Below are 25,095 nucleotides of genomic sequence, written 5' to 3'. Positions count from 1 at the left end.
TTAAAATCCTTGTATTTCGGGTTGCCGGTATTTCCAGATCTTGTGCAGGAACTTTATTTCGTAAGGATAATGATAGATGTTCGTTTTATACCTGATGCCAGATACCATTTTCACCAGTTTGCGTTTCAATGAGCCGAGACGGATGTCGGAAACAGTAGGGTAGTAGCCGTTTAAAACGGTTTCAAAGTTCCTGATCTTATCAATCATCTCCGGTGTTAACCATGGCGTGAGCGGGTTTTTACGCAGGTCAAATTTTTCCCATTGCGGGCTGATCCAGTCTTCCAGTTTTTTCGGGAACGAAAAGCCGTTGTCGAGCACCTGTTTGTACAATTCGGAACCTTCTGCGGGCACAGGGCTGTAGGTATAAATGATGATCTCCGTATCGGGGTTGATCGCTTTGATCTGTTTGATGAAGTTGATGTCGAAATCGATCTGGTCCATCACTTCTTTTTCAGTGGGTGCAGGTGTACCCAGTACAAATGAATACTCCGGGATGATGTCGAACTTCCGCATGCGCTCTGCAAACCGTGCGATCTGTTCGCCTGTTTGTGTACCTCCTTTGTCCATTTGTTTCAGTATCTTATCGTTGCCTGTTTCGGCACCGAAGAAGATCATCTTGCATCCCGATTCGCGCATTGCGGCGATGGACTCGTCTTTGTATTTATCGATCGTATCGATGCGGCCCTCGCCCCACCATGTCATGTTCTCCGGTTTGATCAGTTGCGAAAATTCGACGGTTCGTTTTTCCGAAACAAAAAAGTTGTTGTCGTGGAACTCGATCGCGTTGGCACCCCACTTGTTTTTGATGTATGTGACATCCTTGTACACCTGCATCGCTGGTTTCGCTTTCCAGCGCGCCTCGTAGATGGGAACAACGGCGCAGAATGAACAGGTGAACGGGCAGCCAATGCTTGAGTGATAAGCAAGCGTTCTCGAACCCAGATAGGTTTTGCCCAGGTAGGTTTCAACAGGATAAAATGAATTCAGCTTATCATAAGGGAGGGCAGGCAAAGTGGATTGCTCGATGAGGTCTTCTTTGGGATTTTTGATGATGTGGCCGCCTGTCTTGTAAGCAAGGTTTTTGATCAGTTCATAGGGTTCGTTTTTCTCCAGTGCATTTACCAGGTTGGGAAAGGCGTGGTCGCCCGGCCCGTTGATGATAAAATCCACATACCCCGAATCAAGCACCACTTTGTGATGGCTCGAGGGAAAATAACCGCCCCAGATCATTATCGTGCCCGGGAAATCCGATTTGATCTGTTTTGCATAAGGGATGGCCTCTTTCAATTGCGGGCCCGGCATAACGGTAAAGCCGATGTACCTGAACTTACCCGTTTTTAAATGTTTACAAATGGCTGCATAGGCATCGCGTTCGCGGTTGCCGTCGACGATCACCCAGTCGTAGATCCCATCAACAGAAGCGGCTATGTTGAGAATGGAATTGGGGATACGGTATTTGCCGTTGCTGCTTCTTGGGTTAAATAATAATATTTTATTCATGGCTTTGGCCCGTGTTGATGCTTCATACGGTTGCATTCATTTCATTTCCACTCAATGGTACCGGAACCCGATCGTTCATTGTGATCCGGTAAACATAGTTCCGCTCGATCAGGTTCTGTACCTCTTTCACACAGGTAAGCGCAAACCCGTGTGCTCCGGCGATCGACCTGATCGCCTCCCGGTTACTGCCTTCGCAGAGGATCATCAGTATTACGGTTGTGCTGTTGCAATAGTTGCTTAACGAGTGGAATAAGTCCTGGAAATATTCACCGTTCTTTCCGCAATACCATGCATGCTCCCTGAAGCTGCGGGGCGAATCGAAATAATATGGGGGATTGATCACGATCAGGTCGAAGACCTGGAGCGGCAGATCATCGAACAGATCTGAAATGGCCAGGTTCACCGAAACACTGTTTGCCTGCATGTTCCTCCGCAGGTAGTCAATGGCAACAGGGTTGATGTCGGAAGCCGTAACAACGGCACCGGCCTTTGCCGCGGCAATCGAGATCAGCCCGCTGCCTGCGCCGAGCTCAAGAAAACGTTTGTTGCGGAGCGAAAGCGATCCCAGGTAATGCAGCAGGATCTTGGTGCTGTGAAAAAATCCCGGGTGAAATACATCCGGGTGTATTTTCAGGTGTATGTTCTTATAGGAATACGGCCTCTCTTTCGAAAGATATTTTACCAGTAAAGGTTTGTAAATAAAAGTTGCCAGGTAACGGGTGATGCGCCTCATTTTGCTATTTTATCTTTTGCAACCAACTTTATCATCAAATAATACGTACCGGGTTTAAAAAAGGCTGCTTCTATGCCTGCACCAACCCTACACATGCGCTCCACTGCCCGTTTGCGAAACGGTCAGGTATGGGCGATCGTGTTGGCGGGAACGGCTGTGCGACTGGCTTTCGGCTATTTTACGCGGCCCTGGCTGGCTTCGCCCGACCAGCTCGCGTGGTCGCTCGATATCGACGCCATGCTGCAAAACGGGCACTGGAGTTATTTCCAGCTCATGCATGCGCCGCACGAGGGTGCCGGTTTGTTCCTGGGTGTTTTTTCGATTCTCCTGAAACCCTTGTCGTCATTTATACCATCCTTTTCTCTTGTCGCGTTGCTTTGCGATGCGGCGGGCAGGTTCATCCAGGTGCGTGTTGCACAAAAATTATTCGGCAACGAAACAGCATGGTGGTTCGCCTGGTGGTCGGTTCTGGCTGTGCCGGTGCTGTTACCCTGGGGCACGGTCAATTTTGGGTTGCATGCGATTTTGTCGTTCATCCCTTTTTTGTTTTGCGTGGTATTTGTAAAGTACAGACACACAAAATATTTTCCGGTGGTTTGCGGGGTAGCGTCTGCCGTTGCGGTTTCTCTGTCTTACAACAGCGTGGTGCTGCCCATTGCTGCAATAACGGTATTCCTTTTTGATAGGGCGGGCGATGGAAAAAAGGTACAAACCATCCTCTTGTTCTGTGGTTCTTTTTTAATTGCCTTACTCCCTCATGTTCTGGTGAGGATGAATTTCGACGGGCCGCAAAGTACTGTTTTCGCGATACGTGACGTTGCAGTGTATTCTTTGAACGATGCGCAGCCTTTGGTAAACCTGTATACGGTGTGGTTTACTTCGTTACCCGGATCGTTGCTGTTGTTGCCGGGGAAGCTTATCTCCGGCATCGTCTTCCTGTTCCTGTTGGGCGGGTTTGTGTTTTACGTCAGGGCCGCGAAGGGAAAAGAAAAGGTTCTGCCGCTGGTGATCGTTTTTGTTTTTGTGGGGTTGTATTCCGTTGGGCCTTTTTACGGGAGGGAATATGGGAACCGGCATTATGTGTATTACCGTCACCTCTGTTATATTATTCCATTGATGATCGTATTGATGATGCATGGATTTGTGGTTGCGCGTGTGAGACTGGTATTGGCGGTATGGTTGTTTGTATGCGGATCAGCAAGCGCTTATTATATGCTCGGTGCGCCGAAAGCAACACCAGCCTATAAAGCAGCCGGGTGGATCCTTGCAAAGAAATACGAAAATGCGGGGGATCTGTTGTTCGCGATCCCTTCTGTTGCGCCGCCTGGTTACCGGCAGGAACTGGTGGAAGGATTTGGGTGGGGACTTGCTGCAGGCCTGCTGCGAAAGAATGACCCGGCTTCTGTTGCAAAACTCGTTGCACTCATCTGGAGCGCGCCACAAGATCTCCGGCAAAGCCTGCGCACTGGCGTGAGGCACGCATTTGATAAAGGAGTTACGCCTGTGCTGGATCCGTCTTTTCTTGTGGAGATCGATTTGAAATTGGGGGGACGATGAAAAGATGTTCTTGCCACAGATTTCACGGATTTGCACAGATTTATTTTTGTGTAAATCCGTGAAATCTGTGGTGGCAACAATGAATGCCTGGAAACACACTCGAAACTTTTAACGAACACTGATGATACACCTCATCGACATAACCTTTCATACAAACACTGAATACGCCGATACCGATGCGCTCCTGAAAGCACAGCAGGTATCCTTGTTTTACGTAGACGCTGTGAAGAACCGCCTCCAGATCGAAGTGATCAAACACGTAAGTCCCACCACCATCATCACTGAAAAACGAAACTTCCGGTTTTTTACCGGCCGCAACAGTCGCGGGCATATCCCCAAAGAAACAATCGCGCATCTGCGGTTAGCGAAACCACAGGTGGTGATCGTGCAGGGGCTCAGTTTTCCGTTGCAGGTGATCCGCCTGAAAATGATATTCCGGAGAAAAACGAAGATCATAGCATGGCACCATGCCGAGCAACCGCCCGCGTTTCCCAAACGGATCTTGTATAAGCTGGCAGACCTGTGCATCAGCAAATACTTTTTCACTTCAAAAGACAATGCAAAGGAATGGATCAACACCGCGATCATCAGTGGCCCGGAAAAGATCATCGAGCTGCCGCCAACCCTTACCGTTTTCAGCAAACGCGGTGTTACAGCCTGTAAAAAGGAAACCGGTATGGAGAACGGTATTCATTACCTGTGGGTGGGCAGGCTGCACGCAGTGAAAGACCCCCTCACCGTAATAGAGGCGTTCGGAAAATTTGCAGGCGCCCACACCGATGCAACACTGCACATGATCTTTCAAACAGGGGAGTTGCTGGAGGAGCTGGAACGCAGCTGCAAAAACAACAACCAGATCATCCTGCACGGCGCTGTTGCGAATGCCGAACTGGAAACATGGTACAGCGCCGCGGATTTTTGCATCTCTTCAAGCCTGCGCGAGGCGGGGAGCGTAACCATATTGGAAGCGATGGCATGTGGTTGTATTCCTATTGTGTCAGCCATTCCTGCTTCGTTGAAAGTAACGGGGGACGGTGCGCACGGGCTCAATTTCCCCGCGGGAGATGTGGATGGGCTCGCAGATGCACTGATCCGTTCAACGCAGATCGACCGCGCTTTTTTTTCAGCGCAGGTACGCCGCTTCTTTACAAAAGAATTTTCCGTACCAGCTGTAGCAGATAAATTAGTGGCTGCCTGTGAGCTGCTTGCCCGCGAATAATTGCATAATGCTTTTGGCCGTATCGCTCATTTTATAGGGCAGCACGGGCTTGTGATCAATCTCCACGGACTGCAGGATCTCCAGCGCAAGGGCGGCCATTTCATCGCTGTTCTCTGCAATGTGCCAGTGCCTGATCCAGGCATCCTGCGGACTGAAAAAACTGATCACGTGTGCGCCGGCATACAGGGCCTCGAGACAAGCGCCGCTGAATCCTTCGTAAGCGGAGGTGTGCAGCATGATCCTGCTGCGTTGTAAGAGAGAAAGGATCTCTTCGTGTTTTATTTCTCCAGTGAGACTGATGTTTTGCTGCAGGCTGTTGTCAATGATGAGTTGTTCAAGCTTTTTGTGTTCCGGCCCTTTGCCGCAGATCAAGACGTTTATTCCGGGAAGATGCGATCGCAGTTGTTTTACGACCGCAATAAAAACATCAAATTGTTTCAAAGGGATCAACGATCCCACGCCGATCACGTCGATGTCTCTTTTGGCTGCCGGGTTTGGATAGAGCGATGGATCGATTCCATTGGGGATTACGTTCGCCGGCCGTATTCCATAATTTTCATAAAAAGTTCTTGCAAGAAGATCGGACATCGCAACAAGTGAAGAAGCGGCAGGCTTCAGCAGCCTCACGTAACGGTTGCCGGGCCGGGCGTCCTGGCCTAAGAGCCAGGTAAAATGCGGGATGTTTTTCCGTTTACAAAAAGTAGCTCCCACAAACGCGCACTCATCCAGCCAGAAACTGAATACACCGGCTATCTTTTCCTTTTTGTGTAAATTTTTCAGGATCCCCCATGCCTTGTACCACAAGAACCAGCGGTGAAGCTTGTTCCTGTTGCGGCCATTGAGCGGGAGGATGCGGTTGCCATGCCAGGTATATGCCGTTTCCGAAAAAGGATATTGAAAGGCCAGCACAACCACGGAAACACCCGGAAACTCCCGGTTCAGCGCCCTGAGGAAAGCCTGCTGCGCCGGCAGGCAGGTAGAATCTGCTTCATTGGCGGGAAAGCCGGGCGACAGGATCACAAGGGTTTGGTTCTCGAAGTTCATCATTGCATATAAGGCACAAACGGGGGCAGCGGCGCTGTTTGCAGCGGTAAATTAATTGGAAAAAACCGATCCCCGGCAATAATCCCCGCGTTTTTAAGCACCGGCACCGGCTTCAATGCGCAAGTGTATTTACGGTTGGAATTTCGGTGTTTTACACAGGGAAATACGGTGTTTAAAACAATAGGGTTCACAGCGTAATGAAATACCTTGCTATGGTTAAGGTCCGCAGGAGCCGGTGACAGCTGCTGCTAAACATTTGCGTTGTTTTGGTATTTATAGTAACTGGAACAGGTTTTGGCGGATTTTTTCAGTTTATCATCCAATTTCCTATCCAGAAACCATTAGAGGAGCGATTCATCGTTCCTCTTTTTTTTGGCCAAAAATGTTCCATTTGGCCTTGAATATGCGATATTTATGTAAGGTATGCCTGCCGCAATGCCCATTCGTCTAAAAGTATTAGCTTTGTGCAGGTTTTTAGGTCCATTTTATACGTAGAATTAAAATCTTTTAAAAAGACAGACCATAATGAGAATACTGATTGCAGATGATCATACATTGATTAGAGAGGGGTTAAGGAAGATACTTGTTGAGTCTTTTCCTTTTGCGGATATTCACGATGTTTCGGATTCGGCGGATCTTTTAAAGAAAGCGGTTCATGAAAAATGGGATATTATCATTTCAGACATCAGCATGCCGGGTTATTCAGGCATCGAAATATTAAAGCAGATCAAGGAGAACGCCCCTCAAACACCGGTTCTCATGCTCAGCATGCACGCGCCTGAGCAATATGCCGTGCGCTCACTCAAAGCGGGCGCTTCCGGCTACCTTACCAAAGAAAGTGCTCCGTATGAACTGGTAAAAGCCGTTCAGCAGATCCTCAGCGGCCGCAAATACATCACCAGCGAAGTGGCCGAAGTACTGGCAGGCTCTATCGAACAGAACAATACACAGGCGCCGCATGAGCAGTTGTCTGACAGGGAGTTCGAAGTTTTCAAAATGATCGTTTCAGGTAAAAGCATTTCAACCATCGGGGAGATCCTTTCATTGAACGTGAATACCATCAGCACCTACCGTTCAAGGATCATGGAAAAAATGCACCTGCAGAACAACGCGGACCTGGTAAAATACGCGATCATGAACAACATCATCTGAGGAACAGGCGGTTTTGTAGGTTAATAACTACGACGAACAGGTGATCTTACTATTTGTTTGTAATTTCACTGCCCGTTTCTTTGCGTCGCAATTCAATGATAAGTAATAATCCTTCTTATCATTCCCCTTTAACCGGGGTATCCTATCGAGATTCCAGACTTCTTTATTGCCGGCCAGTATTACAATTTGATCATATTTTCCTGGAAAAACCATTTACAGAAAATTAAGGCTTCGCAACATTTTTGTTGCGAAGTTTTTTTTGCTCCTCATACCCCGGCGAATGATGCAGGTGCACTATGAAACCGGTTGCAGTACCGGCTTTCAGCGATTTTTGTTAAAGAGATCTCGCTGTTTTGCGCAAAATCAAACCATAAATTGCCAGGTTTTTTATGACCTATAAATGAGGGTAGTTTATAAACTACACAAGCTTTGTAGCATAGGCTACAAATCATTTTTTTACCCTCCGTTAATTTCGGTCTACCTTATTTTATTCAAATGAATACGAACGGACTCAAGGTTTTGTTGATAGATGACACAGTGATGATCCTTCAACGTTTGCAATCGTTATTAGCGGAGGTGAAACAGGTTAGCCGCACAGAATCCGCTACCAGTGCCGAAGAAGCATTGGTGCTGATGGACGGTTACCAGCCCGATGTAATGGTGCTCGACATCAACATGCCCGGCATGGGTGGGATCGAGATGCTGCGCAAACTCAACGTGAAACAAATGATCAAACCGGTAGTGATCATGCTTACCAACAATACTTTCGCAGGTTACCGCGATGAATGTATGCGGCTTGGTGCTGATTATTTTCTTGACAAGTCGAGAGATTTTCTCATGATCCCCTCAATCGTAGAAAAAGTGCAGGAACGGAATGTGCTGCAATTCTGAGGACACACCGATCAGTAAACCACTTACTGATCCCTGCTAAACTTTATAAAAAAGACCGGCCCTGTTGCCGGTTTTTTATTTCACAACAACCACCCAGGTCAGATGCCCAGCACCTGTTTCAGTTTGCCATACCCCGATTTGCTTACCGGTAATTTTGTGTTGATGCTGAGCACCGCGAGATGGCTCTCCTTTTCATAGGGATCGATGCGGGTAATGAGTTGAACGTTCACGATGTAGGAGCGGTGTATGCGGATGAAATTCTGTTCATCCAGCGTTTCTTCAAAATACCCCATGGTTTTGTTTTTCAGGAACACGCCATCGCTTGTATGGATCTTCACATAATCGTCTGCCGCTTCCAGGTACTGGATGTTTGAAGTGGGTATGATCTTGATCTTGCCATTGTCTTTTACCACAACCCTTGTTTGCTGTGCAGGATTGATGCCGGTTGTGTTGAGTATCTTTTCTGTTTCCGTTTTTCTTTCCTGCTGGTTTTGCGTCCGCCATTTCTGCAAGGCCTTGTCGAACCGTTCTTTGCTGAACGGTTTGAGCAGGTAATCAACGGCATGCGATTCAAAAGCTTTGATCGCATATTCTTCAAAGGCGGTTGTAAATATAACTGCAGGCGGCTGCTCAACCAGTTCGAGCATTTCAAAACCGTTGATCTTGGGCATCTGGATGTCAAGAAAAATGAGATCGGGCTGGTGCTGCTGAATCGCTTTGATCCCTTCAAAACCATCGCCGCATTCCTGTGCTATGTCAATGTCGGGATGGGAAGCAAGGTATTCTTTTACCATGCTTCTTGCCAGTATCTCATCATCAATGATTATTGCTTTCATATTTTGTATTGTGGGATCAGGAGTGTTGTTGTAAAAACCGTTTCGCTGCGCGAGGTTTGCAGGAGATCGTTCCTTGCAAAAAGCAGGTACAGCCTTCTTTGTATAGATGCCAGCCCGAATCCCGTTCCCTGTGTGCTCACCGCGGTTTCTTCGTCGTAAGGATTGGTGATGGTTACCTCTAACTGCCCGTTTAGGTTCTTTGCCTCCAGGGTGATCATCACTTCCCCGATCGTATCATACAAACCAAACTTGATCGCGTTCTCTACAATGGGTTGCAGCAGAAGGGCCGGTATCAGCATCTTCCGTGCCTCGTCTTCTACACGAACATCGGTTTGCAGGCGCGAACCAAACCTTACTTTTTCTATATCAAGGTACAATTCGAGGTGGTGCAGTTCTTCTTCAAGGGTTACGGATTGCTGTTCATCCCTTTTCAATGTGCCGCGCAGGAAATCCGAAAGCTGGTGGATCATGTGTCTTGCTTTCTCCGGCTGGCTGCCCGCCAATGCACTGATCGAGTTCAGGCTGTTGAACAGGAAATGCGGCTGGAGTTGCTGCCTTAGTTTCAAAAGCTCCGCATCTTTCGTCATCTGTTCCGCCTCTTCTTTTCTTTTATTGGCCTCCTGTTGCTCCTGCAGCGTAAACCAAAGGAGGCTCATGATGGCCATGCACCCCGTCATCAGGAAACCGATCACAAACCGCACGTAAATGGACCTGTCCAGAAACAGGAGGTAGTTTTCGTCGCCCGCAAAGATCATCCGCAACAGGTGTTTTACGATGAACAGCCAAAGGCTGCTCAACACCACGCTCATCAGCAACACGTACCAATACCTTTCTTTCTGCGGCAGGTAAAATTTCATGTTGTTGGTGATGAGCAGGCAACACGCAGCGAGCAGGAGGTTGCAAAGGATACTGTCTGTGATGCTTTGCGCCGATGTGGCCCCGTAACTGCTGATCACCATCATCTGTATGCCCGTCCACACCAGCCACCAGCTGGTAAACGTGATGCGGAATCTCTGGCCTGAAGTTACAGAAGCGATCATGGGGTTTAGAGCGACTGGATGAATTGTTCGGTACAGCGTTCAGACAAATATCTTGCTTTTACGTGTATGGTATGCTGGTAATTATCGCCGTTGCCGTCTTCGTAGATCCTCGAATATACTTCCGCGCCATCGGTCAGTTCTTCCAGCTTGTGCAGTTCGGTAACGTTGATGAATTTCCAGTGAACGGGTTGTTCCTGGCAGTTGTGGAAGCTGTCCTGCTCACGCTGGCCAATCAGTTGCGCTTTGTTGAATGCATGCAGCTCATCTTCCGCACAAACCAACCGCAATTGTTCATCAAACTGCGCGGTATGCTCACCGGATCCGCAAACGATGCGGTAGACGATTTTTGCGAGGTACCATTCCATGGGGTTGTGAGTTGGGATTAGGAATTTGGATGACCAGCCGTTCAATAGCTTTTGATCTCGATGCCACCAAAGATCGTGGTGCCTTTCAGGATGAGTATTTTGTTGGGATCGAATCCCCCCGGTTGCACGGGGCGTTTGTCTTCGATGCCACCAAATATGGCAACGCCTTCAGACCTGATCTCCCAATGCGGCGGAACGATCAGTTTGGTGCCGCCAAATGCCTGTACGATCTCTATGGTGATGGGCCCCGCAATGTCTGCCTGCGTCAGGTTATACTCGGCCCCGCCAAAAAAACAAATGATCTCGCCGCCTTTGAAGTTTTTCGATGTCACCACTTTCTTCACGCCGCCAAATACAGAAACACTTTCTATTTCATCCGCTTCCGAGCTGTACCTGCTGTCGGCGGTGTAGGTATCGCCAGCGGTTGACGCGGGTGGCAAATTGGGGTTTACGTTTACATAACTCACGCCGTCCCATCTTCCTTTCTCGCGGCGCCATCTTTTTTTGGGGCGCATGAGGAACATAAGACCGAAGCCGATGATCAATATGGGCCAGAGGTATTCTTTCAAGTTCAAACCGGCGCCGATCCTGTCGATCATGAACACCAGGCCAATGCCCACCATGATCAGCCACGAAGAATTCTGGAACCTGCATTTAAGTCCCGTTACAATACCAATGAGTATCAGGATCGGGGGCCAGTCGAATAACCAGTCCGGGAAATACACACCCATTTTATCGAGTAGTAGAACCGCGCCTACCACCAGGAGCGCAAGACCCGTCCAAAACCTGTCGTGCCGCTCTGCCCTGAATGTTTTTTTGTTTTCGTTTTCCATTTTGCTGTATTGTGTATTTGTATGGTTTGTTTGATGAAGCAAATCTACCATCGCGCATCCCGCGGGTCAAGCGGATTTAGGCTGTTGATAGGAAAAGCTCGGTAAGCGGGGGAAAAAGGTCGGTGGGGCTTTGCCTCATCTTTTCCACCCGATCAAAACCACGCCCGCCACAACCAGTATGGTTCCGAAGATCTGAATGGGAATGATCTGCTCGCCCAGGAACCAATGCGCCTGCAGGATGGTAGACACGGGCCCGATGCTGGTGATGATGGATACGTTGTTGCTGCCGATCCTTTTCATCGCGTTGCTCATTAAAAAGGAAGGCAGTACGGTTGCCACGATGGCCAATGCAATACTGTACGCAACCAAAGGGGTTGTAAATGGAATGTTCTGAACCGGGTGCGTAACCAGGAAGTTGATGAAGATACCTGCCGTAGCGGCCAGCATTGCGTAGGCGGTGTAACGCGTTACACCCACGCGGGGAACCAGCCTGCCGGTTCCTACGAGGTAGAACGAGTAGGTGATGGCGCACAAAAAGATCATAAAGGATCCGAAGAAGAAATCAGGGTTAGAGGTATCCACTCTCAATTCGCCAAAATAGGCGATGCCGATACCGAGATAGGTGAGCACAAGCGCCGCAACCTGCACCCGCGTTAATTTTGCTTTGAAATAAAACGTGTTGATGAGCACGGCAAAAGTGGGATAGAGGAAAAGGATCAACCGCTCAAGCCCTGCAGAAATATACTGGAGGCCGATGAAGTCGAAAATACTGCTCAGGTAATAACCGAGGATGCCCATCGCACTGATCAGCAGCCAGTCTCTCCGCGTCAGAACGATCTTATCCTGCTTCCGGGATACGAGCCATGCCGCAAAAACATAGAACGGTAAGGAGAACAACATGCGCAGCGACAACAGCGTAACCGGGTCTACCCCGGTTGTAGTAAAAGCTAGTTTTACAAAAATGGCCTTGGTAGAAAAAAGGATGGCGCCCAGCAGGGAGATGATGAATCCGGCCAGGGTGATCTTTTTATCCATGTGAAAGGGTTGGGGAGGGGATGAATGGCGGCTCCCCCCATTAAAAATTGAAACAACACAATTACAAATCCCGCGAAAGAACCCGCCATTCACCACTCGCTATTCGCCACCTACGCGCTTACATTGAAGTCGCGCAGCGCATCGTTCAAACTTGTTTTCAGGTCGGTGCTGGCCTTGCGTTGGCCTATGATGAGCGCACAGCTTACACTGTATTCGCCCGCGTTGAATTTCTTGGTATAACTACCCGGTATTACCACGCTCCGCGCGGGAACGCGGCCCTTGTATTCGATGGGTTCGTTTCCGCTTACGTCTATGATCTTGGTTGATTGGGTGAGCACCACGTTGGCGCCCAGCACCGCTTCTTTCTCCACAACCACACCTTCTACAACGATGCAGCGGCTGCCGATAAAGCAGCCATCTTCTATGATCACAGGGCTTGCCTGCAAAGGCTCCAACACACCGCCTATGCCAACGCCACCGCTCAGGTGAACGTGTTTGCCGATCTGTGCGCAGCTTCCTACTGTTGCCCAGGTATCAACCATCGTTCCCTCGTCAACGTATGCGCCAATGTTTACATAGCTCGGCATCAGTACCACGTTCCTCGAAATATAGGCACCGTAACGTGCCACGGCATGGGGTACCGCGCGTACGCCCAGTTCTTTGTAATTGCTTTTCAACAGCATCTTGTCGTAAAATTCGAAAGGCGGCAGCTCCCATGTCTGCATTTGCTGGATACCGAAATACATCAAGATCGCCTGCTTAACCCACTCATTTACCACCCAGCCAGTCTCCGACGGAGCGGCAACACGCAACCGGCCTTTGTCTACCGCTTCAATCACTTCACGAACCGCGTCTGTATAGGTTGAATCCTTCAACAATTCCCTGTTTGCCCAGGCTTCCTGTATCTGTGCTTGTAATGACATTTTCTTTGTTTTGTTTTTGGCAAAAGTAAGGAAACGGGGTTTTGGTTTGCCGCTTAATTTATGGGCTCGCCAGGATACCTTTTTTTTGGCTGGCTGGTTTTTTACGGCGGCCGGGCCTGCATCTTCCGGCGTTTGCACAGGTGAATTGAAAACAATTATCTTTGGCTCACAGAACAGGAAATATCAACGATCAACAAAACCTAAACAACAAACAAACAAACAAACCGCTTGCTCCCTTTCAACAACGATATCGAAGCCTGTCTTGAAAAACTGCACAGCGGTGGCCTGATCCTTTACCCCACAGATACCGTTTGGGGCATTGGATGCGATGCAACGGACCCGGTGGCGGTAGACAAGATCTACAAACTCAAACAACGCTCCGATTCCAAAGCGATGATCGTGCTGGTGGCCGATGAGCGCGACATACTCAAATACGTTACCCAACCCGAGCTCCAGGTTTTCGATTACATCAAAGGCGTTAGCCGGCCCACAACGGTTATCTACGAAGGCGCCGTTGAACTGGCAGAAAACCTGCTGGCCGAAGATGGTTCGGTGGCCATCCGCATTTGCGAAGATGATTTTTGCCGCAACCTGATCAAACGCTTCCGCAAACCGATCGTAAGCACATCCGCCAACATCAGCGGGTATCCGTCGCCTGCCTGTTTCAAAGACATAGAACCGGCAATCATCAATGGCGTAGACTACGTGGTTAACCACCGGCAGGACGATACTGAGTACAAAAAGCCCTCATCCATTATCAAATGGGAAAAAAATGGTACACTTACCATCATACGTCCGTAGCCTGTTTTGTGCATAAACCGGTGCGTAACTTGCATTTTCTGTTAATTTTTTGAAACACAGCCGATTACGAGGTTAAAACGGACAACGGCACAATACTTGGGGTTTTACGCTTGTGATTGCCGCCAGAATTTACCAATTTAACCTTAACAATCAAGCCATGGCCAAGATCAGTGTGAACGTACCGACCGAAAAAATGAACCCTTTCATCCAGGCGGTGATCAGCCTGGGTATTGATGCAAAAGGAGTGATCAAAAAAAGGTACAAGAAATCGCTTCTTCAAAAAAAGAAGATCGCCAATTCGTTGCGAAAGATCTCAAACAGTTTTATACTGTTCGATTGGGAATATTTCAGCAATGAACTGGAATACGAATAATTGGTGATGAATAATAGTGATTGGTTTTTATAATTAAATCCGCTTCGTAAGTTTTTTGCCCCGTACTTGGATGACCTGAAATAATATCGAGGGATATTTTTATAGGATCATTTATACGGGGCATTTTTTTTGGATGCCGCTATCAATTGCCCATTACTAATTCTTAATTGCTAATTTCGCGGGCATGCAGAAGATCCTCGTTATTCAGACGGCCTTTATTGGAGATGTTGTGCTGGCAACGGGGTTACTCGAAAAACTGCACGCGAAGTTTCCCGCCGGTGCGATCGACATACTGGTGAGAAAAGGAAATGAACCGCTTTTTCACGATCATCCGTTTGTTAATGAGGTATTGGTTTGGGACAAGAAAGGTTCGAAATATAGAAACCTCTTTTCGCTGATCGGTAAGATCCGCCGAACGCGGTACGATCTTGTGATCAACGTGCAGCGCTTTGCCGCAACAGGCCTCGTTACTGCGCTCTCCAAAGCGAAACATACCATTGGTTTCGATAAAAACCCATTCAGTTTTTTATTTACCGATGCCATCCGCCATGAGATAACCGAGCACGGGAAGATATTGCATGAAACGGAGCGCAACCACGCCCTGATCGCTTCGCTCACCGATGAAAAAGCCGCGAAGCCGAGGCTCTATCCTTCAAAAGAAAATTTTGATGCAGTGGCGCAATGGAAAGGCAAACCGTATATCTGTATTGCACCGGCATCGGTTTGGTTCACAAAGCAGTTCCCTGCGGAACAATGGGCAACTTTTATACGGTCCCTTCCCCCCAGCCTGCATGTATACCTGCTGGGTGCGCCGGGTGATGCATCGCTTTGCAGTAAGATCGGTTCCGGCTCGGGCAATGCTTCCGTTACCAACCTCGCCGGCCGCCTGGGTTTTCTTGAGTCTGCCGCATTGCAGAAAGATGCCGTCATGAACTACGTGAACGATTCCGCGCCCATGCATTTTGCCTCTGCTGTGAATGCGAATGTGGCCGCCGTGTATTGTTCAACCATTCCTGCTTTTGGGTTCGGCCCTTTGTCAGACAACAGCCATATCATAGAAATTGAACAAAAGCTAAGCTGCAGGCCCTGCGGTTTGCATGGAAGAAAAGAATGCCCGCTCGGTCATTTTCATTGTGCGGGATGGATCAGGAACGAGCAGTTGTTGCAGGTGCTCGATCGGTGATCCGGTCTTAAGCACCCGCTGGCTTACGCAAACTTCGCCCCCCGATTCATTACCTTTGCCGCGATGCAGATAGTTTTTACAGATAAAGAACTCGCGATCTTCAAAAAAATAGCTGCGGCCGCAGAGAAATTGGCTGTGCCCTGTTACCTGATCGGTGGGTTTGTGCGCGACAAGATCATTGGCCGCCCCACCAAAGACGCCGATATCGTATGCATGGGCGATGGCATAGAGCTTGCCCACGCAGTGGCCGCATCGTTCAAACCCAAACCGGTGGTGGCCTATTTTAAAACCTTTGGAACGGCCCAGATAAAACTGGACGAGCTGGAAGTGGAGTTTGTAGGCGCGCGCAAGGAAAGCTACAGCTCGCACAGCCGCAAACCCGAAGTGGAGCCCGGCACGATTGAAGACGACCAGAACCGCCGCGATTTTACCATCAATGCACTTGCGGTGAGCCTTAACAAACACGACTTCGGCACGCTCGTAGATCCTTTTAACGGCATGGGTGATATTGAAAAGAAGATCATCCAGACGCCGCTTCCGCCCCTGCAGACCTTCAGCGACGATCCCCTGCGCATGATGCGTGCGATCCGCTTTGCCGCACAGCTTCATTTCACGATCGCCCCGGAAACGTTCCAGGCGATCACCGACAATGCGGACCGCATCAGGATCGTATCGCAGGAACGGATCACGGATGAGTTGAACAAGATCATGCTCAGCAAAAAACCGTCTGTAGGCTGGGACCTTCTTTTCAGGAGCAGGTTGCTGCACATCATCTTCCCGCAGATGGCGGATCTCTACGGCGCGGAATATGTAGACGGCAAGGGCCACAAGGATAATTTTTACCATACCCTGCAGGTGCTTGATAACATTTCGGAAAAAACTGGCGACCTCTGGCTCCGATGGGCGGCCGTGCTGCATGATATCGCAAAACCGGCCACAAAAAAATTTGAAGAAGGGCATGGCTGGACCTTCCACGGCCATGAAGTAGTAGGCGCGCGCATGGTACCGAAGATCTTTACAAGGCTCAAATTACCGTTGAATGAAAAAATGAAACTGGTACAGAAATTGGTGCTCCTACACCTGCGGCCGATCGGGCTTACCAAGGAAAACATCACCGACAGCGCCCTGCGCCGTTTGTTGTTTGACGCGGGGGAGGACATCGACAACCTGATGATGCTTTGCGAGGCAGACATCACCAGCAAAAACCCGAACAAGGTAAAACGCTATCTTCAGAATTTTGAGCTGGTGCGCAGGCGGTTGCAGGAGGTGGAAGAGAAGGACCAGATCCGCAACTGGCAGCCGCCCATCACCGGGGAACTGATCATGGAGAAGTTCGGGCTTACACCCGGCAGGCCCGTTGGCATCATCAAAGATGCCATCCGCGAAGCGATACTCGATGGCATCATCAGCAATGATTTTGATGCGGCGTATGCATACATGCTCGGGAAAGCGGCAGAGCTGAACCTGAAAGCGGTGAAGTAGGCCTCCAGGAAACGAGGAACCGGATGCGGGGATAAGAAAACAAGGGGCAGGGATTGCATACAAGTTGTAAATTTGTAGATTCCATATAAAGACATAGGTTGGCAGCCCGGAAAACACAGGCGCAAACCCAAACTCCAAACCACACCAGAATGGCTATATTAAAATTCCGGATCTATTTAGACGAAGACGATGCTGTGTACAGGGATATTGTGATCAGGCATACGCAGAACTTCCAGGACCTGCATTTTGCGATCCTCAAATCGTACGAATTTGATTCGAAGCACAAGGCTACTTTTTTCCGCAGCAACGACCACTGGCAGCGGGGCCGCGAGATCAGCTTTGAAAAATACGATAAACCATACGTGGTAGAACCCCTGCTCATGCACGAGGTTACCATTGGCTCCGAAATACGCGATACCAACCAGAAATTTGTTTACGAATACGATTTTGAGAAGCATTGGGTGTTCCTCGTTGAACTGATCAATGTAAGCAAGGAAGAAAGCAGCAAAACAACCTATCCTTCCGTATCAAGAACAGAAGGCATCGGCCCGCAGCAATACGGAACCAAGAGCCTGCTGGGCGATAAGTTCGCCGACATCGAAGAAAAATACGACCTCGCAGAAGCCGCCGACGGATTTGGTACCGAGGGCGAAGATGGCGATGCAGATACAGATGATGGCGCCGCTGAAACCCACAGCGAAGAAGATTTCTAATTAATTAGTAATTAGGAATTAGTAATTAATAATTCCTAACTCCTAATTCCTAATTCCAAATTGAAATGAATATTGTCTTCATCATAGCCGGCCCTACCGCCGTAGGCAAAACCGATTTCGCCATTTCTCTCGCCAGGCATTTTGGAACCGAGATCATCTCGGCAGATTCGCGCCAGTGTTACAAGGAAATGAAGATCGGCGTGGCCCGCCCTTCGGAAGAAGAACTGGCAGCGGTAAAACATCATTTCATCGCTTCGCATGCTGTTACGGAAGACCTGAACGCGGGCAGTTTTGAAAAATATGCACTGTCGGCAGCCGATGCGATCTTTCGCGAACACAAAGTTGCCGTAATGGTAGGCGGTACCGGTCTTTACATCAAAGCGTTCTGTGAAGGCATAGACCCGATGCCCGTTGTGCCGGATGAAGTGAGGGCAAAGGTTACGGGCGGCTATGCACAAAAAGGATTGATCTGGCTCCAGAAAGAACTCCAGCAAAAAGACCTCGGTTTCTGGCAGGTGGCCGAGCAGCAAAACCCGCAAAGGCTGATGCGTGCACTGGAAGTTTTGTACGCCACGGGACAATCGATACTCGCGTTCCGGACGGCAAAAAGAACGGAGCGGCCATTCAGGATCATCAAGATAGGGCTGGAGCTGCCTAAAGAAATACTGCACGGGCGCATCAACCTGCGGGTTGACCAGATGATGAAGGACGGCCTGCTCGAAGAAGTACGTTCACTTCTCCCATACCGCTCTCACAATGCCCTGCAGACTGTTGGATACCGCGAACTGTTTGAACACCTGGATGGAAAAACGGACCTGGAAACCGCCATCGCCAACATCAAGACCAATACAAGACAGTACGCAAAACGCCAGATGACCTGGTTCAGGAAAGATCCGGAAATGGAATGGATGTCGCCTGACCCCGCGAATATTGCATTGGTGGCTGAAAAACGGTAACCCTGCTCAGTTTTGCGGATTGTGACCGGGAACCTTTTTTTTGAATCTCCCGAGGATGGAAAAAAATGCCGTCAGCGCAATGACTGTAAAACACATCTCTACCAAAGAACCCGTAAATGTGCCTTCGGGATCCAGGTATTTCCTGGCTGCTGCCCTGCCAACGTTGGCCATTACCAAAATAATAAAATACAGGCCGTATTTCATAAATGATGGGGTTTGATCTAAAGATAGGCGATTCTTTTTGTTGTTGAGGATAGAATTTAGCAGAATAGTAGCTAAAAAACTACATGTGCGGGGGCGCAGGGCTCGCGGCTAAACCATATATTGCATATCTAAAATTTGGATATGAAAAAATGGATTTCGGTGACGCTGGCAGCGTCATTGTTCAGCGGTGGGTTGCTGGCCCAGGCGCCCAAGATTGTTTTTGAGAAGTACACGTTGCCCAACGGATTGACGGTGATCCTGCACCAGGATAAATCGGCCCCGGTTGTGGCCGTATCTGCCCTGTATCATGTGGGGTCGAAAAACGAAGACACGGCGCGTACCGGTTTTGCGCACTTTTTCGAACACCTGATGTTCGAAGGAAGCGATAACGTGAAACGCGGCGATTTCGATAAGTACACTTCCAACGCGGGAGGGTACAACAATGCAAATACCTCGCAGGACAGAACCTATTATTTCGAACTCTTCCCGAGCAACCAGTACGCACTGGGTCTGTGGCTCGAAAGCGAAAGAATGCTGCACGCGAAAATTGAAGATGTGGGCGTGAACACACAAAAAGAGGTGGTAAAGGAAGAAAAGCGCCAGCGCATCGATAACCAGCCTTATGGCACCATCATCGGCGAGATCTTTAAACGCGCTTACAAGGAACACCCTTACAAATGGCAGCCGATCGGCAGCCTCGAACACCTGAGCAGGGCCAAACTGAGCGACTTTGTTGACTTCTACAAAACATTCTATGTTCCGAACAACTGCGTGTTGAGTCTTGCGGGCGATATCGATATTCCCGAAGTAAAGAAAAAGATCCAGGATTATTTCGGCTCCATCCCGGCAGGAACAAAACCGATCCCGCGCCCGTCGTTTACCGAGGCCGCATTGGGTGGTGAAGTAAGGGATGTGATCGAAGACAACATCCAGTTGCCTGCGGTAATACAGGCCTACCGCTCGCCAAAACAGGGCAGCGAAGAATATTATGCGTTCAACGTGCTGCAGACGATCTTATCCGGCGGTAACTCATCGCGCCTGAACAAGGCCATCGTTGACCAGAAACAGCTTGCCGTGCAGGCAGGCGCATTCAACTACGCGCTGGAAGATGCCGGACTGTTCATCACTTTCGGTATTGCCAATATGAACGTGAAACCGGAAGACCTTGAAAAGGAAATACAGGTAGTGATAGATGGCGTAAAGGAAAACCTGGTGGGCGAAAAAGAATTTACAAAAGTAAAGAACCAGATCACCACAGACTTTGTGAACAAAAATTCCTCGATGGCAGGTATCGCAGAAACACTGGCCAATTACCAGGTGTATTTCGGCGATGCGAACCTCATCAACACAGAGATCGACCGGTACAACAAAGTAACACGCGAAGATGTGCTGAAAGTGGCAAAAAAATACCTGAACAAAGACAACCGTGTAACACTGTATTATGTAGCAAAAGGTTCAAAAAAATAATTGCACACATACAGTACGATCTAATTATTCTAAAAGCATGACCATGAAAAAAATATTTCTTTTCTTATCGATAGCGATACCTGCAGCATTGATGGCGCAGGTAGACCGTTCAACCGCGCCCAAACCGGGTCCCGCGCCGGTGATCAAAGTAGGCGAGCCGGCATCGTTTGTGTTGCCGAACGGGTTAAAAGTATTTGTGGTACAAAACAGCAAACTGCCAAGGGTATCGGCAACGCTTACCATCGACAGGGAAGCGCTGGTGGAAGGAAACAAGGCTGGAATGACAACCCTTTTCGGCGAACTTTTCCGCCGCGGAACGGTGAAGATGAACAAGGCAACGCTGGATGAGGAGATCGATTACCTCGGTGGATCCATCAGCACGTCTGCCTCCAGCGTAAACGCGTTTGCGCTGAAAAACAACTTCCCGAAAATGTTTGCACTGATGTCTGACATCGTCCTGCATCCTTCGTTCCCCGCAGACGAACTCGAGAAGATCCGTAAACAGGAATTGTCGGGCCTCGCGCAAGCCAAAGAAGATGCCAACGCGATCGCTTCAAATGTAGTGAGCCGGTTGGTATACGGGAAGGACCATCCTTACGGAGAAGTGGAAACAGAAGAAACCGTGAAGAATGTTACACTGGATGATGTAAAGAAATACTACAACACCTACTGGAAACCCAACATCGCTTACCTGATCTTTGTTGGCGACATCACCGTTGAAGAAGCAAGGAAACTGGCCACCAGCGCATTCGGCACATGGGCCAGGGGCGTTGTTCCCAAAGAGAACTACGCTGTTCCCGCACCGCCTGCAAAAACATACATCGCTATCGTAGACAGGCCAAGTTCTGTTCAGAGTGTGATCAACATAGTGGCGCCTGTTCAGATGAAACCGGGCGCGCCTGATGTGATCCCTTCTTCGGTAATGAACAGCCTGCTCGGCAACGGCTCTTCCGGAAGATTGTATAAGAACCTGCGCGAGAAACACGGGTTTACTTATGGCGCTTACTCAAACCTGCGTTCAGACAGGCTGGTGGGCAACTTTACCGCGAGCGCCTCTGTACGCAATGAAAAAACCGACAGCGCCATAGGCCAGTTCCTTGTTGAACTGAACCGCATTCGCGCAGAACAGGTGGGTGCAGATGATGTGAGCCGCGTAAAAAATGAAATGAGCGGAAGCTTTGCCCGTTCACTGGAAAGCCCCGCCACCATTGCCAATTTTGCACTGAATGTGGCGCGGTACAACCTGCCGAAAGATTATTACCAGAACTACCTGCGTAATCTTTCAAGCGTTGACAATGCAACGGTCCAGGCCATGGCATCCAAATATGTTCATCCGGGTAATGTGCACATCATTATCGTAGGAAATGCAAAAGAGATCTCAAAAGGACTTGAAAAATACGGCGAAGTAAAATACTACGACGTATACGGAAACGAGAAAGCGGCCCCTTCGGAAAAGAAAATGGCGGCTGGTGTAACGGCTGAAAGCATCTTCCAGAAAAGCATTGCCGCACAAGGCGGCGAAGCAACAAAAGGGATCAAAGATGTGTTGCTCACCGGTAACGCAAGTGTTATGGGACAAAAACTGGATTACACCACGAAATACATTGTACCGTCTGGCTATTACAAGGCCCTCGGCATGGGCGGCCAGGTGATCCAGAAAGAAGTGGTAAAAGGAGATGTCTACGCAGTTTCGCAGCAAGGCACCGAGCAGAAAGTGGAAGAAGATGATAAGGAAGAGATGAACGAATCTGCTGCATTGTTCCTCGAGAACTATTTACTCGGTAACAAATTATACAAATACACCGTAAAAGGAATTGAGAGTGTGGATGGCAAAGATGCGTACAATGTAGAGGTAAGGGCATCAAAAGACAGGACCTACAACCTGTTTTACGATGTGGCCAGCGGCCTCCGTGTAAAAGAAGTGCGCACACAGGATGCGGGCCCTGCAGGTAAAGTTGCACAATCCATCACCACCACTGCATTCAAAACAGTGAACGGTGTTCAGTTTCCTGTAAAACAAACCATGGAAGTTGGACAACTTAAGATCGAATTCGAGGTCACAGATGTGAAGGTGAATTCGGGGTTGAAGTTGGATGATCTGAAATAGGTTTTATAGAGATTCCAAAAGAATTTTTGCCACAGATTTCACGGATTAACACAGAAGCTTTCGATGTTTCAAATGAAAAACGGCTTCTGTGTTAATCCGTTAAATCTGTGGCAATTTTAATTAGAGCCTTCAACGCCCATCCCTACTCAAAAATAAAATTGTTACAATAAAAATTCCCGCTTTGCCTGTTCTGGTGCGTGTTGAGGTCGAAGGCCTCGAAAGGCAGGCGTTCGTTGTTATTGATAAAGGAAACACGGTAGCCAAGGCTTTTGAGCAAGTTGATCGTCTCCATCATTTTTGCTTCGCCGATGTAAGCCGCATCGATCTCCACGATAATGCGGGGTTTGTATTGCTGCAGCGTATTCATTCCGCCTTTGAAAATATTGATCTCGTTACCCTCCACATCTATCTTTAGAAAATCGGGTGCTATGTTGTGTTTTGCGCAGTAATGATCGAGCGAAACGGTTGATACATTCTCCGTAAAGCCGATATCATCGCGCTCGTATTTCAGGATGGTAGCGCCCGGCGCCGATTTCCTGCTTACGTTGTTGGTGGGAATGAACAAGGTGGTCTCCGTTTCGGTATCAGACAATGCAATGTGTTCAACCGTAACATTGTCCCAGTTAAGCAAACGTTTCATCCTGCTGATGTAGCTGAACAAAAGCGACTGCGGTTCAAACGCAACCAGCTTTCCACTCTTGCCGATCAGCCCGAGCATGATATAGAGATAACCACCTTTGTGCGCACCAATGTCCAGTACCGTTTGCCCGGGTTTGATGGCTGTATACAGGTACCTGATCCCTCCGATATCGTCCTTGTTCTTGTATTTGTTGGCCCTGAGCTGTAGTTTGTATTTTTCTAACCACTTCATGTTGGATCGTTTGGTGCCAAAGATAGGTGTTGCGGGGTTTGGAGATGAGGGGGGAAGATTAAAAGAGTTTTAAACGTCTCTAAAAAACAAAAGGTTAAAGCGGCAAAAGTTTCAATGTCCTTTTTCCGCTTTAACCATTATCAGTAGCAACCCTTGTAAGCTTAAAACTTAAACCCTAACGTCAATACAACATTTCCCCGGCTACCCATTTGTTCGGCAAAGGTGTTGGGCTTGTCGTTGAGGCGGTACGCGAATTCGGCGTCTTTCATAAATGTGTGTGCGTAAGTGAGGTCGATGAAGATGCCATGATCGCGGTAACCTACGCCACCCGATGCCACGAGCCTGCTGGCGTCGATGGCATCATCCTTATAAGGGCTTCCGTAATAGGCGCCACCCAGGCGGAACATGATCGTGTGTAATTTCAATTCGCCACCGATGCGGAAATTGATGTTGCCTTTGTAAGTATCCTTGATCGCTTCGTTCACCTGCGAATAATAATTCACGAGGTTGGTGTTGTTATTGTCAACGGCGGAGAAACGTGCGCCGCGATAGTTCACGTATTCGAGGTCCGCGCTGATGAAGGCCCGTTGCCTGCGCGTATCAACAATTTCACGAAAAACATAACTCGCACTGGCGATCGCCCTCCATGGCGTAGTGAGGTCGTATTTTCTTTCGCCGGCATTGCCGCTGTTCAGGTTATCGCTGCTCTCTGTTCTTGCAGGAGGCGCATAGCCCTCGGTATTGGTGGTCATTGACGAACGGATCCTGTCGGTAAAAGTCATGAGCTGTGGCGTATGAAACGCAAAACCAATGCGCCAGAACTCCTGCGGTTTGTAGATCACCCCAAGTTTCGCACCCACACCAATTCCCTTTGAAGTAAAGGTTTCCTTGTATTCAAAAAACTGGAAATCGTTGGAAGGGTTGTTGGTCGCATCCGTTTCGCTGTACACCAGGTCGCGCTGGTATTTGATGATGGGTATGGTAAGGCTCCCGCCAACATAAAGCTTGTCTTCCATATTGCCTGCCAGGCCCAGCGCCACTTCGTTGTAGCCGCCGCGTGTTGTGGCATCGTAACGCTGGATTACGCCGGTGGATATCGGCACAAGGCTCTGGAACCCGATCACGTTGCCACCCGCATCCGTTTCCGTATCGATAAGATAGGTTCTGAAAGCGAGTGAGGAACCGAAAATATAATTGCTCAATGCTGCATTGGTATCGGCCCTGTCCCTGATCAGCTCTTCGAGGTATTGTTCTGAAAACGAACTTACATTGTTCAGTCCTTTGAACTGGATCCGGTTGTTGTAATTGGCAACCTGGTTCACAGAAATGGCAAAGGCGCTGCTGGTCCATTTCGACCTTGGCCTTCCGGCTGCGCCGAATACGATACCCGACGTTCCGTAATTAAAAGCATTTTTCTTGCCCGCCGTATCGGTACCGCGGTAGTTGAGTTTGTTGTTGTTCAGCGCGAAGCCCGGGGTGAGCACAAATTCGCGTGTTTTAAAAAGACCGAGTCCTGCAGGGTTGACGTGGTTGGCGGTGATGTCTCCACCCAAAGAACCCATCACACCCCCGGTTGCCATGTTTCTTGCGCTGCCGTTCTGTGTGAACCACGCCGTTCGCAATGCTTCATCGGGTGTTTGGGCTGCAGCAGTGAAACAAATAAGCAGGAGTATGGAGGATAGATATGTTTTCATCGTTTGCGTTTTGGTGCCTGGGCTGCGGGCTTTGAGCGGCAGTCGCGAGCTTTTTGATTAATGGTTGCATTGGTTTCCCGGCCCTGGAGCGAATACCCGGGGCCTGCAGCTCAAAC

At 48.9% G+C, this 25,095-nt stretch carries 24 protein-coding genes; 12 read left to right on the top strand and 12 right to left on the bottom strand.

The features are described 5' to 3' along the window. Positions 1-1,500, bottom strand: a complete 1,500-nt coding sequence (locus GWC95_RS11850; protein ID WP_161818942.1) for a B12-binding domain-containing radical SAM protein — start codon at positions 1,498-1,500, stop codon at positions 1-3. A gap of 22 nt (positions 1,501-1,522) precedes the next feature. Continuing rightward, the gene (locus tag GWC95_RS11845; RefSeq protein ID WP_161818941.1) at positions 1,523-2,233 is read right to left on the bottom strand and encodes a methyltransferase; all 711 of its coding nucleotides are present in this window, start codon (positions 2,231-2,233) and stop codon (positions 1,523-1,525) included. Positions 2,234-2,305: 72 nt separating this feature from the next. Here GWC95_RS11845 and GWC95_RS11840 point away from each other — a divergent pair, with 72 nt between their 5' ends. Further along, entirely contained in the window at positions 2,306-3,790 is a 1,485-nt protein-coding gene (locus GWC95_RS11840) for a hypothetical protein (RefSeq protein WP_161818940.1), read from the top strand. Positions 3,791-3,911: 121 nt separating this feature from the next. After that, positions 3,912-5,009 (top strand): glycosyltransferase family 4 protein, encoded by a 1,098-nt coding sequence (locus tag GWC95_RS11835; protein ID WP_161818939.1) that lies wholly within the window; start codon positions 3,912-3,914, stop codon positions 5,007-5,009. Here the strand turns inward: GWC95_RS11835 and GWC95_RS11830 are convergent. Further along, a complete protein-coding gene (locus tag GWC95_RS11830; protein ID WP_161818938.1) occupies positions 4,974-6,053 on the bottom strand; it encodes a glycosyltransferase family 4 protein in 1,080 nt (359 codons plus the stop codon). The genes GWC95_RS11835 and GWC95_RS11830 overlap by 36 nt on opposite strands. Positions 6,054-6,578: 525 nt before the next feature. On the opposite strand from GWC95_RS11830, the gene GWC95_RS11825 reads away from it, so the two are divergent. Together GWC95_RS11825 and GWC95_RS11820 are read left to right on the top strand one after the other, a co-directional pair. Continuing rightward, positions 6,579-7,205 (top strand): response regulator, encoded by a 627-nt coding sequence (locus GWC95_RS11825; protein ID WP_161818937.1) that lies wholly within the window; start codon positions 6,579-6,581, stop codon positions 7,203-7,205. A 495-nt stretch (positions 7,206-7,700) separates the two neighbouring features. After that, the gene (locus GWC95_RS11820) at positions 7,701-8,096 is read left to right on the top strand and encodes a response regulator transcription factor (protein ID WP_161818936.1); all 396 of its coding nucleotides are present in this window, start codon (positions 7,701-7,703) and stop codon (positions 8,094-8,096) included. Between the two features lie 98 nt (positions 8,097-8,194). Here GWC95_RS11820 and GWC95_RS11815 read toward each other — a convergent pair whose 3' ends face one another. The 6 genes from GWC95_RS11815 to GWC95_RS11790 form a co-directional block, all read right to left on the bottom strand. Further along, positions 8,195-8,932, bottom strand: coding sequence for a LytR/AlgR family response regulator transcription factor (locus tag GWC95_RS11815; protein WP_161818935.1), 738 nt, complete (start codon positions 8,930-8,932; stop codon positions 8,195-8,197). Continuing rightward, positions 8,929-9,972: a sensor histidine kinase gene (locus tag GWC95_RS11810; RefSeq protein WP_161818934.1), complete on the bottom strand. Its 1,044-nt coding sequence runs from the start codon at positions 9,970-9,972 to the stop codon at positions 8,929-8,931. Before GWC95_RS11810 ends, GWC95_RS11815 begins: the two co-directional genes overlap by 4 nt. Before the next feature lie 5 nt (positions 9,973-9,977). Then, a complete protein-coding gene (locus GWC95_RS11805; protein ID WP_161818933.1) occupies positions 9,978-10,337 on the bottom strand; it encodes a DUF4288 domain-containing protein in 360 nt (119 codons plus the stop codon). Positions 10,338-10,378: 41 nt separating this feature from the next. After that, the gene (locus GWC95_RS11800; protein ID WP_161818932.1) at positions 10,379-11,170 is read right to left on the bottom strand and encodes a LiaF transmembrane domain-containing protein; all 792 of its coding nucleotides are present in this window, start codon (positions 11,168-11,170) and stop codon (positions 10,379-10,381) included. A gap of 135 nt (positions 11,171-11,305) precedes the next feature. Then, entirely contained in the window at positions 11,306-12,205 is a 900-nt protein-coding gene (locus GWC95_RS11795; RefSeq protein WP_161818931.1) for a DMT family transporter, read from the bottom strand. 110 nt (positions 12,206-12,315) lie between these two features. After that, a complete protein-coding gene (locus GWC95_RS11790; protein WP_161818930.1) occupies positions 12,316-13,128 on the bottom strand; it encodes a 2,3,4,5-tetrahydropyridine-2,6-dicarboxylate N-succinyltransferase in 813 nt (270 codons plus the stop codon). 228 nt (positions 13,129-13,356) lie between these two features. On the opposite strand from GWC95_RS11790, the gene GWC95_RS11785 reads away from it, so the two are divergent. The 6 genes from GWC95_RS11785 to miaA all read left to right on the top strand — a co-directional run bounded on the left by GWC95_RS11785 (position 13,357) and on the right by miaA (position 18,636). Continuing rightward, on the top strand, positions 13,357-13,929 hold the full coding sequence (locus GWC95_RS11785) for an L-threonylcarbamoyladenylate synthase (protein WP_161818929.1): 573 nt from the start codon (positions 13,357-13,359) through the stop codon (positions 13,927-13,929). Between the two features lie 157 nt (positions 13,930-14,086). Then, complete coding sequence (locus GWC95_RS11780; protein WP_161818928.1) at positions 14,087-14,302, top strand: hypothetical protein; 216 nt, start codon at positions 14,087-14,089, stop codon at positions 14,300-14,302. 184 nt (positions 14,303-14,486) lie between these two features. Next, a complete protein-coding gene (locus GWC95_RS11775) occupies positions 14,487-15,485 on the top strand; it encodes a glycosyltransferase family 9 protein (protein WP_161818927.1) in 999 nt (332 codons plus the stop codon). Positions 15,486-15,548: 63 nt separating this feature from the next. Beyond that, on the top strand, positions 15,549-16,967 hold the full coding sequence (locus GWC95_RS11770; RefSeq protein ID WP_161818926.1) for a CCA tRNA nucleotidyltransferase: 1,419 nt from the start codon (positions 15,549-15,551) through the stop codon (positions 16,965-16,967). A 149-nt stretch (positions 16,968-17,116) separates the two neighbouring features. Beyond that, positions 17,117-17,680 carry an IS1096 element passenger TnpR family protein gene (locus GWC95_RS11765; RefSeq protein ID WP_161818925.1) on the top strand — a complete coding sequence of 188 codons (564 nt, stop codon included), beginning with the start codon at positions 17,117-17,119 and terminating at the stop codon, positions 17,678-17,680. Positions 17,681-17,745: 65 nt separating this feature from the next. Beyond that, positions 17,746-18,636, top strand: a complete 891-nt coding sequence (miaA, locus tag GWC95_RS11760) for a tRNA (adenosine(37)-N6)-dimethylallyltransferase MiaA (protein ID WP_161818924.1) — start codon at positions 17,746-17,748, stop codon at positions 18,634-18,636. 6 nt (positions 18,637-18,642) lie between these two features. Here the strand turns inward: miaA and GWC95_RS11755 are convergent, their stop codons facing one another. Beyond that, positions 18,643-18,840 carry a hypothetical protein gene (locus GWC95_RS11755; protein ID WP_161818923.1) on the bottom strand — a complete coding sequence of 66 codons (198 nt, stop codon included), beginning with the start codon at positions 18,838-18,840 and terminating at the stop codon, positions 18,643-18,645. A 141-nt stretch (positions 18,841-18,981) separates the two neighbouring features. On the opposite strand from GWC95_RS11755, the gene GWC95_RS11750 reads away from it, so the two are divergent. Both GWC95_RS11750 and GWC95_RS11745 read left to right on the top strand, forming a co-directional pair. Further along, entirely contained in the window at positions 18,982-20,307 is a 1,326-nt protein-coding gene (locus GWC95_RS11750) for a M16 family metallopeptidase (protein WP_161818922.1), read from the top strand. A 43-nt stretch (positions 20,308-20,350) separates the two neighbouring features. Then, the gene (locus GWC95_RS11745; RefSeq protein WP_161818921.1) at positions 20,351-22,414 is read left to right on the top strand and encodes a M16 family metallopeptidase; all 2,064 of its coding nucleotides are present in this window, start codon (positions 20,351-20,353) and stop codon (positions 22,412-22,414) included. Between the two features lie 142 nt (positions 22,415-22,556). On the opposite strand, the gene GWC95_RS11740 is transcribed toward GWC95_RS11745, so the two are convergent. Both GWC95_RS11740 and GWC95_RS11735 read right to left on the bottom strand, forming a co-directional pair. Next, on the bottom strand, positions 22,557-23,285 hold the full coding sequence (locus GWC95_RS11740; RefSeq protein ID WP_161818920.1) for an FkbM family methyltransferase: 729 nt from the start codon (positions 23,283-23,285) through the stop codon (positions 22,557-22,559). A 161-nt stretch (positions 23,286-23,446) separates the two neighbouring features. Continuing rightward, the gene (locus tag GWC95_RS11735) at positions 23,447-24,979 is read right to left on the bottom strand and encodes an OmpP1/FadL family transporter (protein WP_161818919.1); all 1,533 of its coding nucleotides are present in this window, start codon (positions 24,977-24,979) and stop codon (positions 23,447-23,449) included. Positions 24,980-25,095: the final 116 nt, after the last annotated feature.

It is taken from the genome of Sediminibacterium roseum (assembly GCF_009939005.1).
Taxonomy (GTDB): Bacteria; Bacteroidota; Bacteroidia; order Chitinophagales; family Chitinophagaceae; genus Sediminibacterium; species Sediminibacterium roseum.
This window is presented reverse-complemented; position numbering and strand designations above follow the sequence as displayed.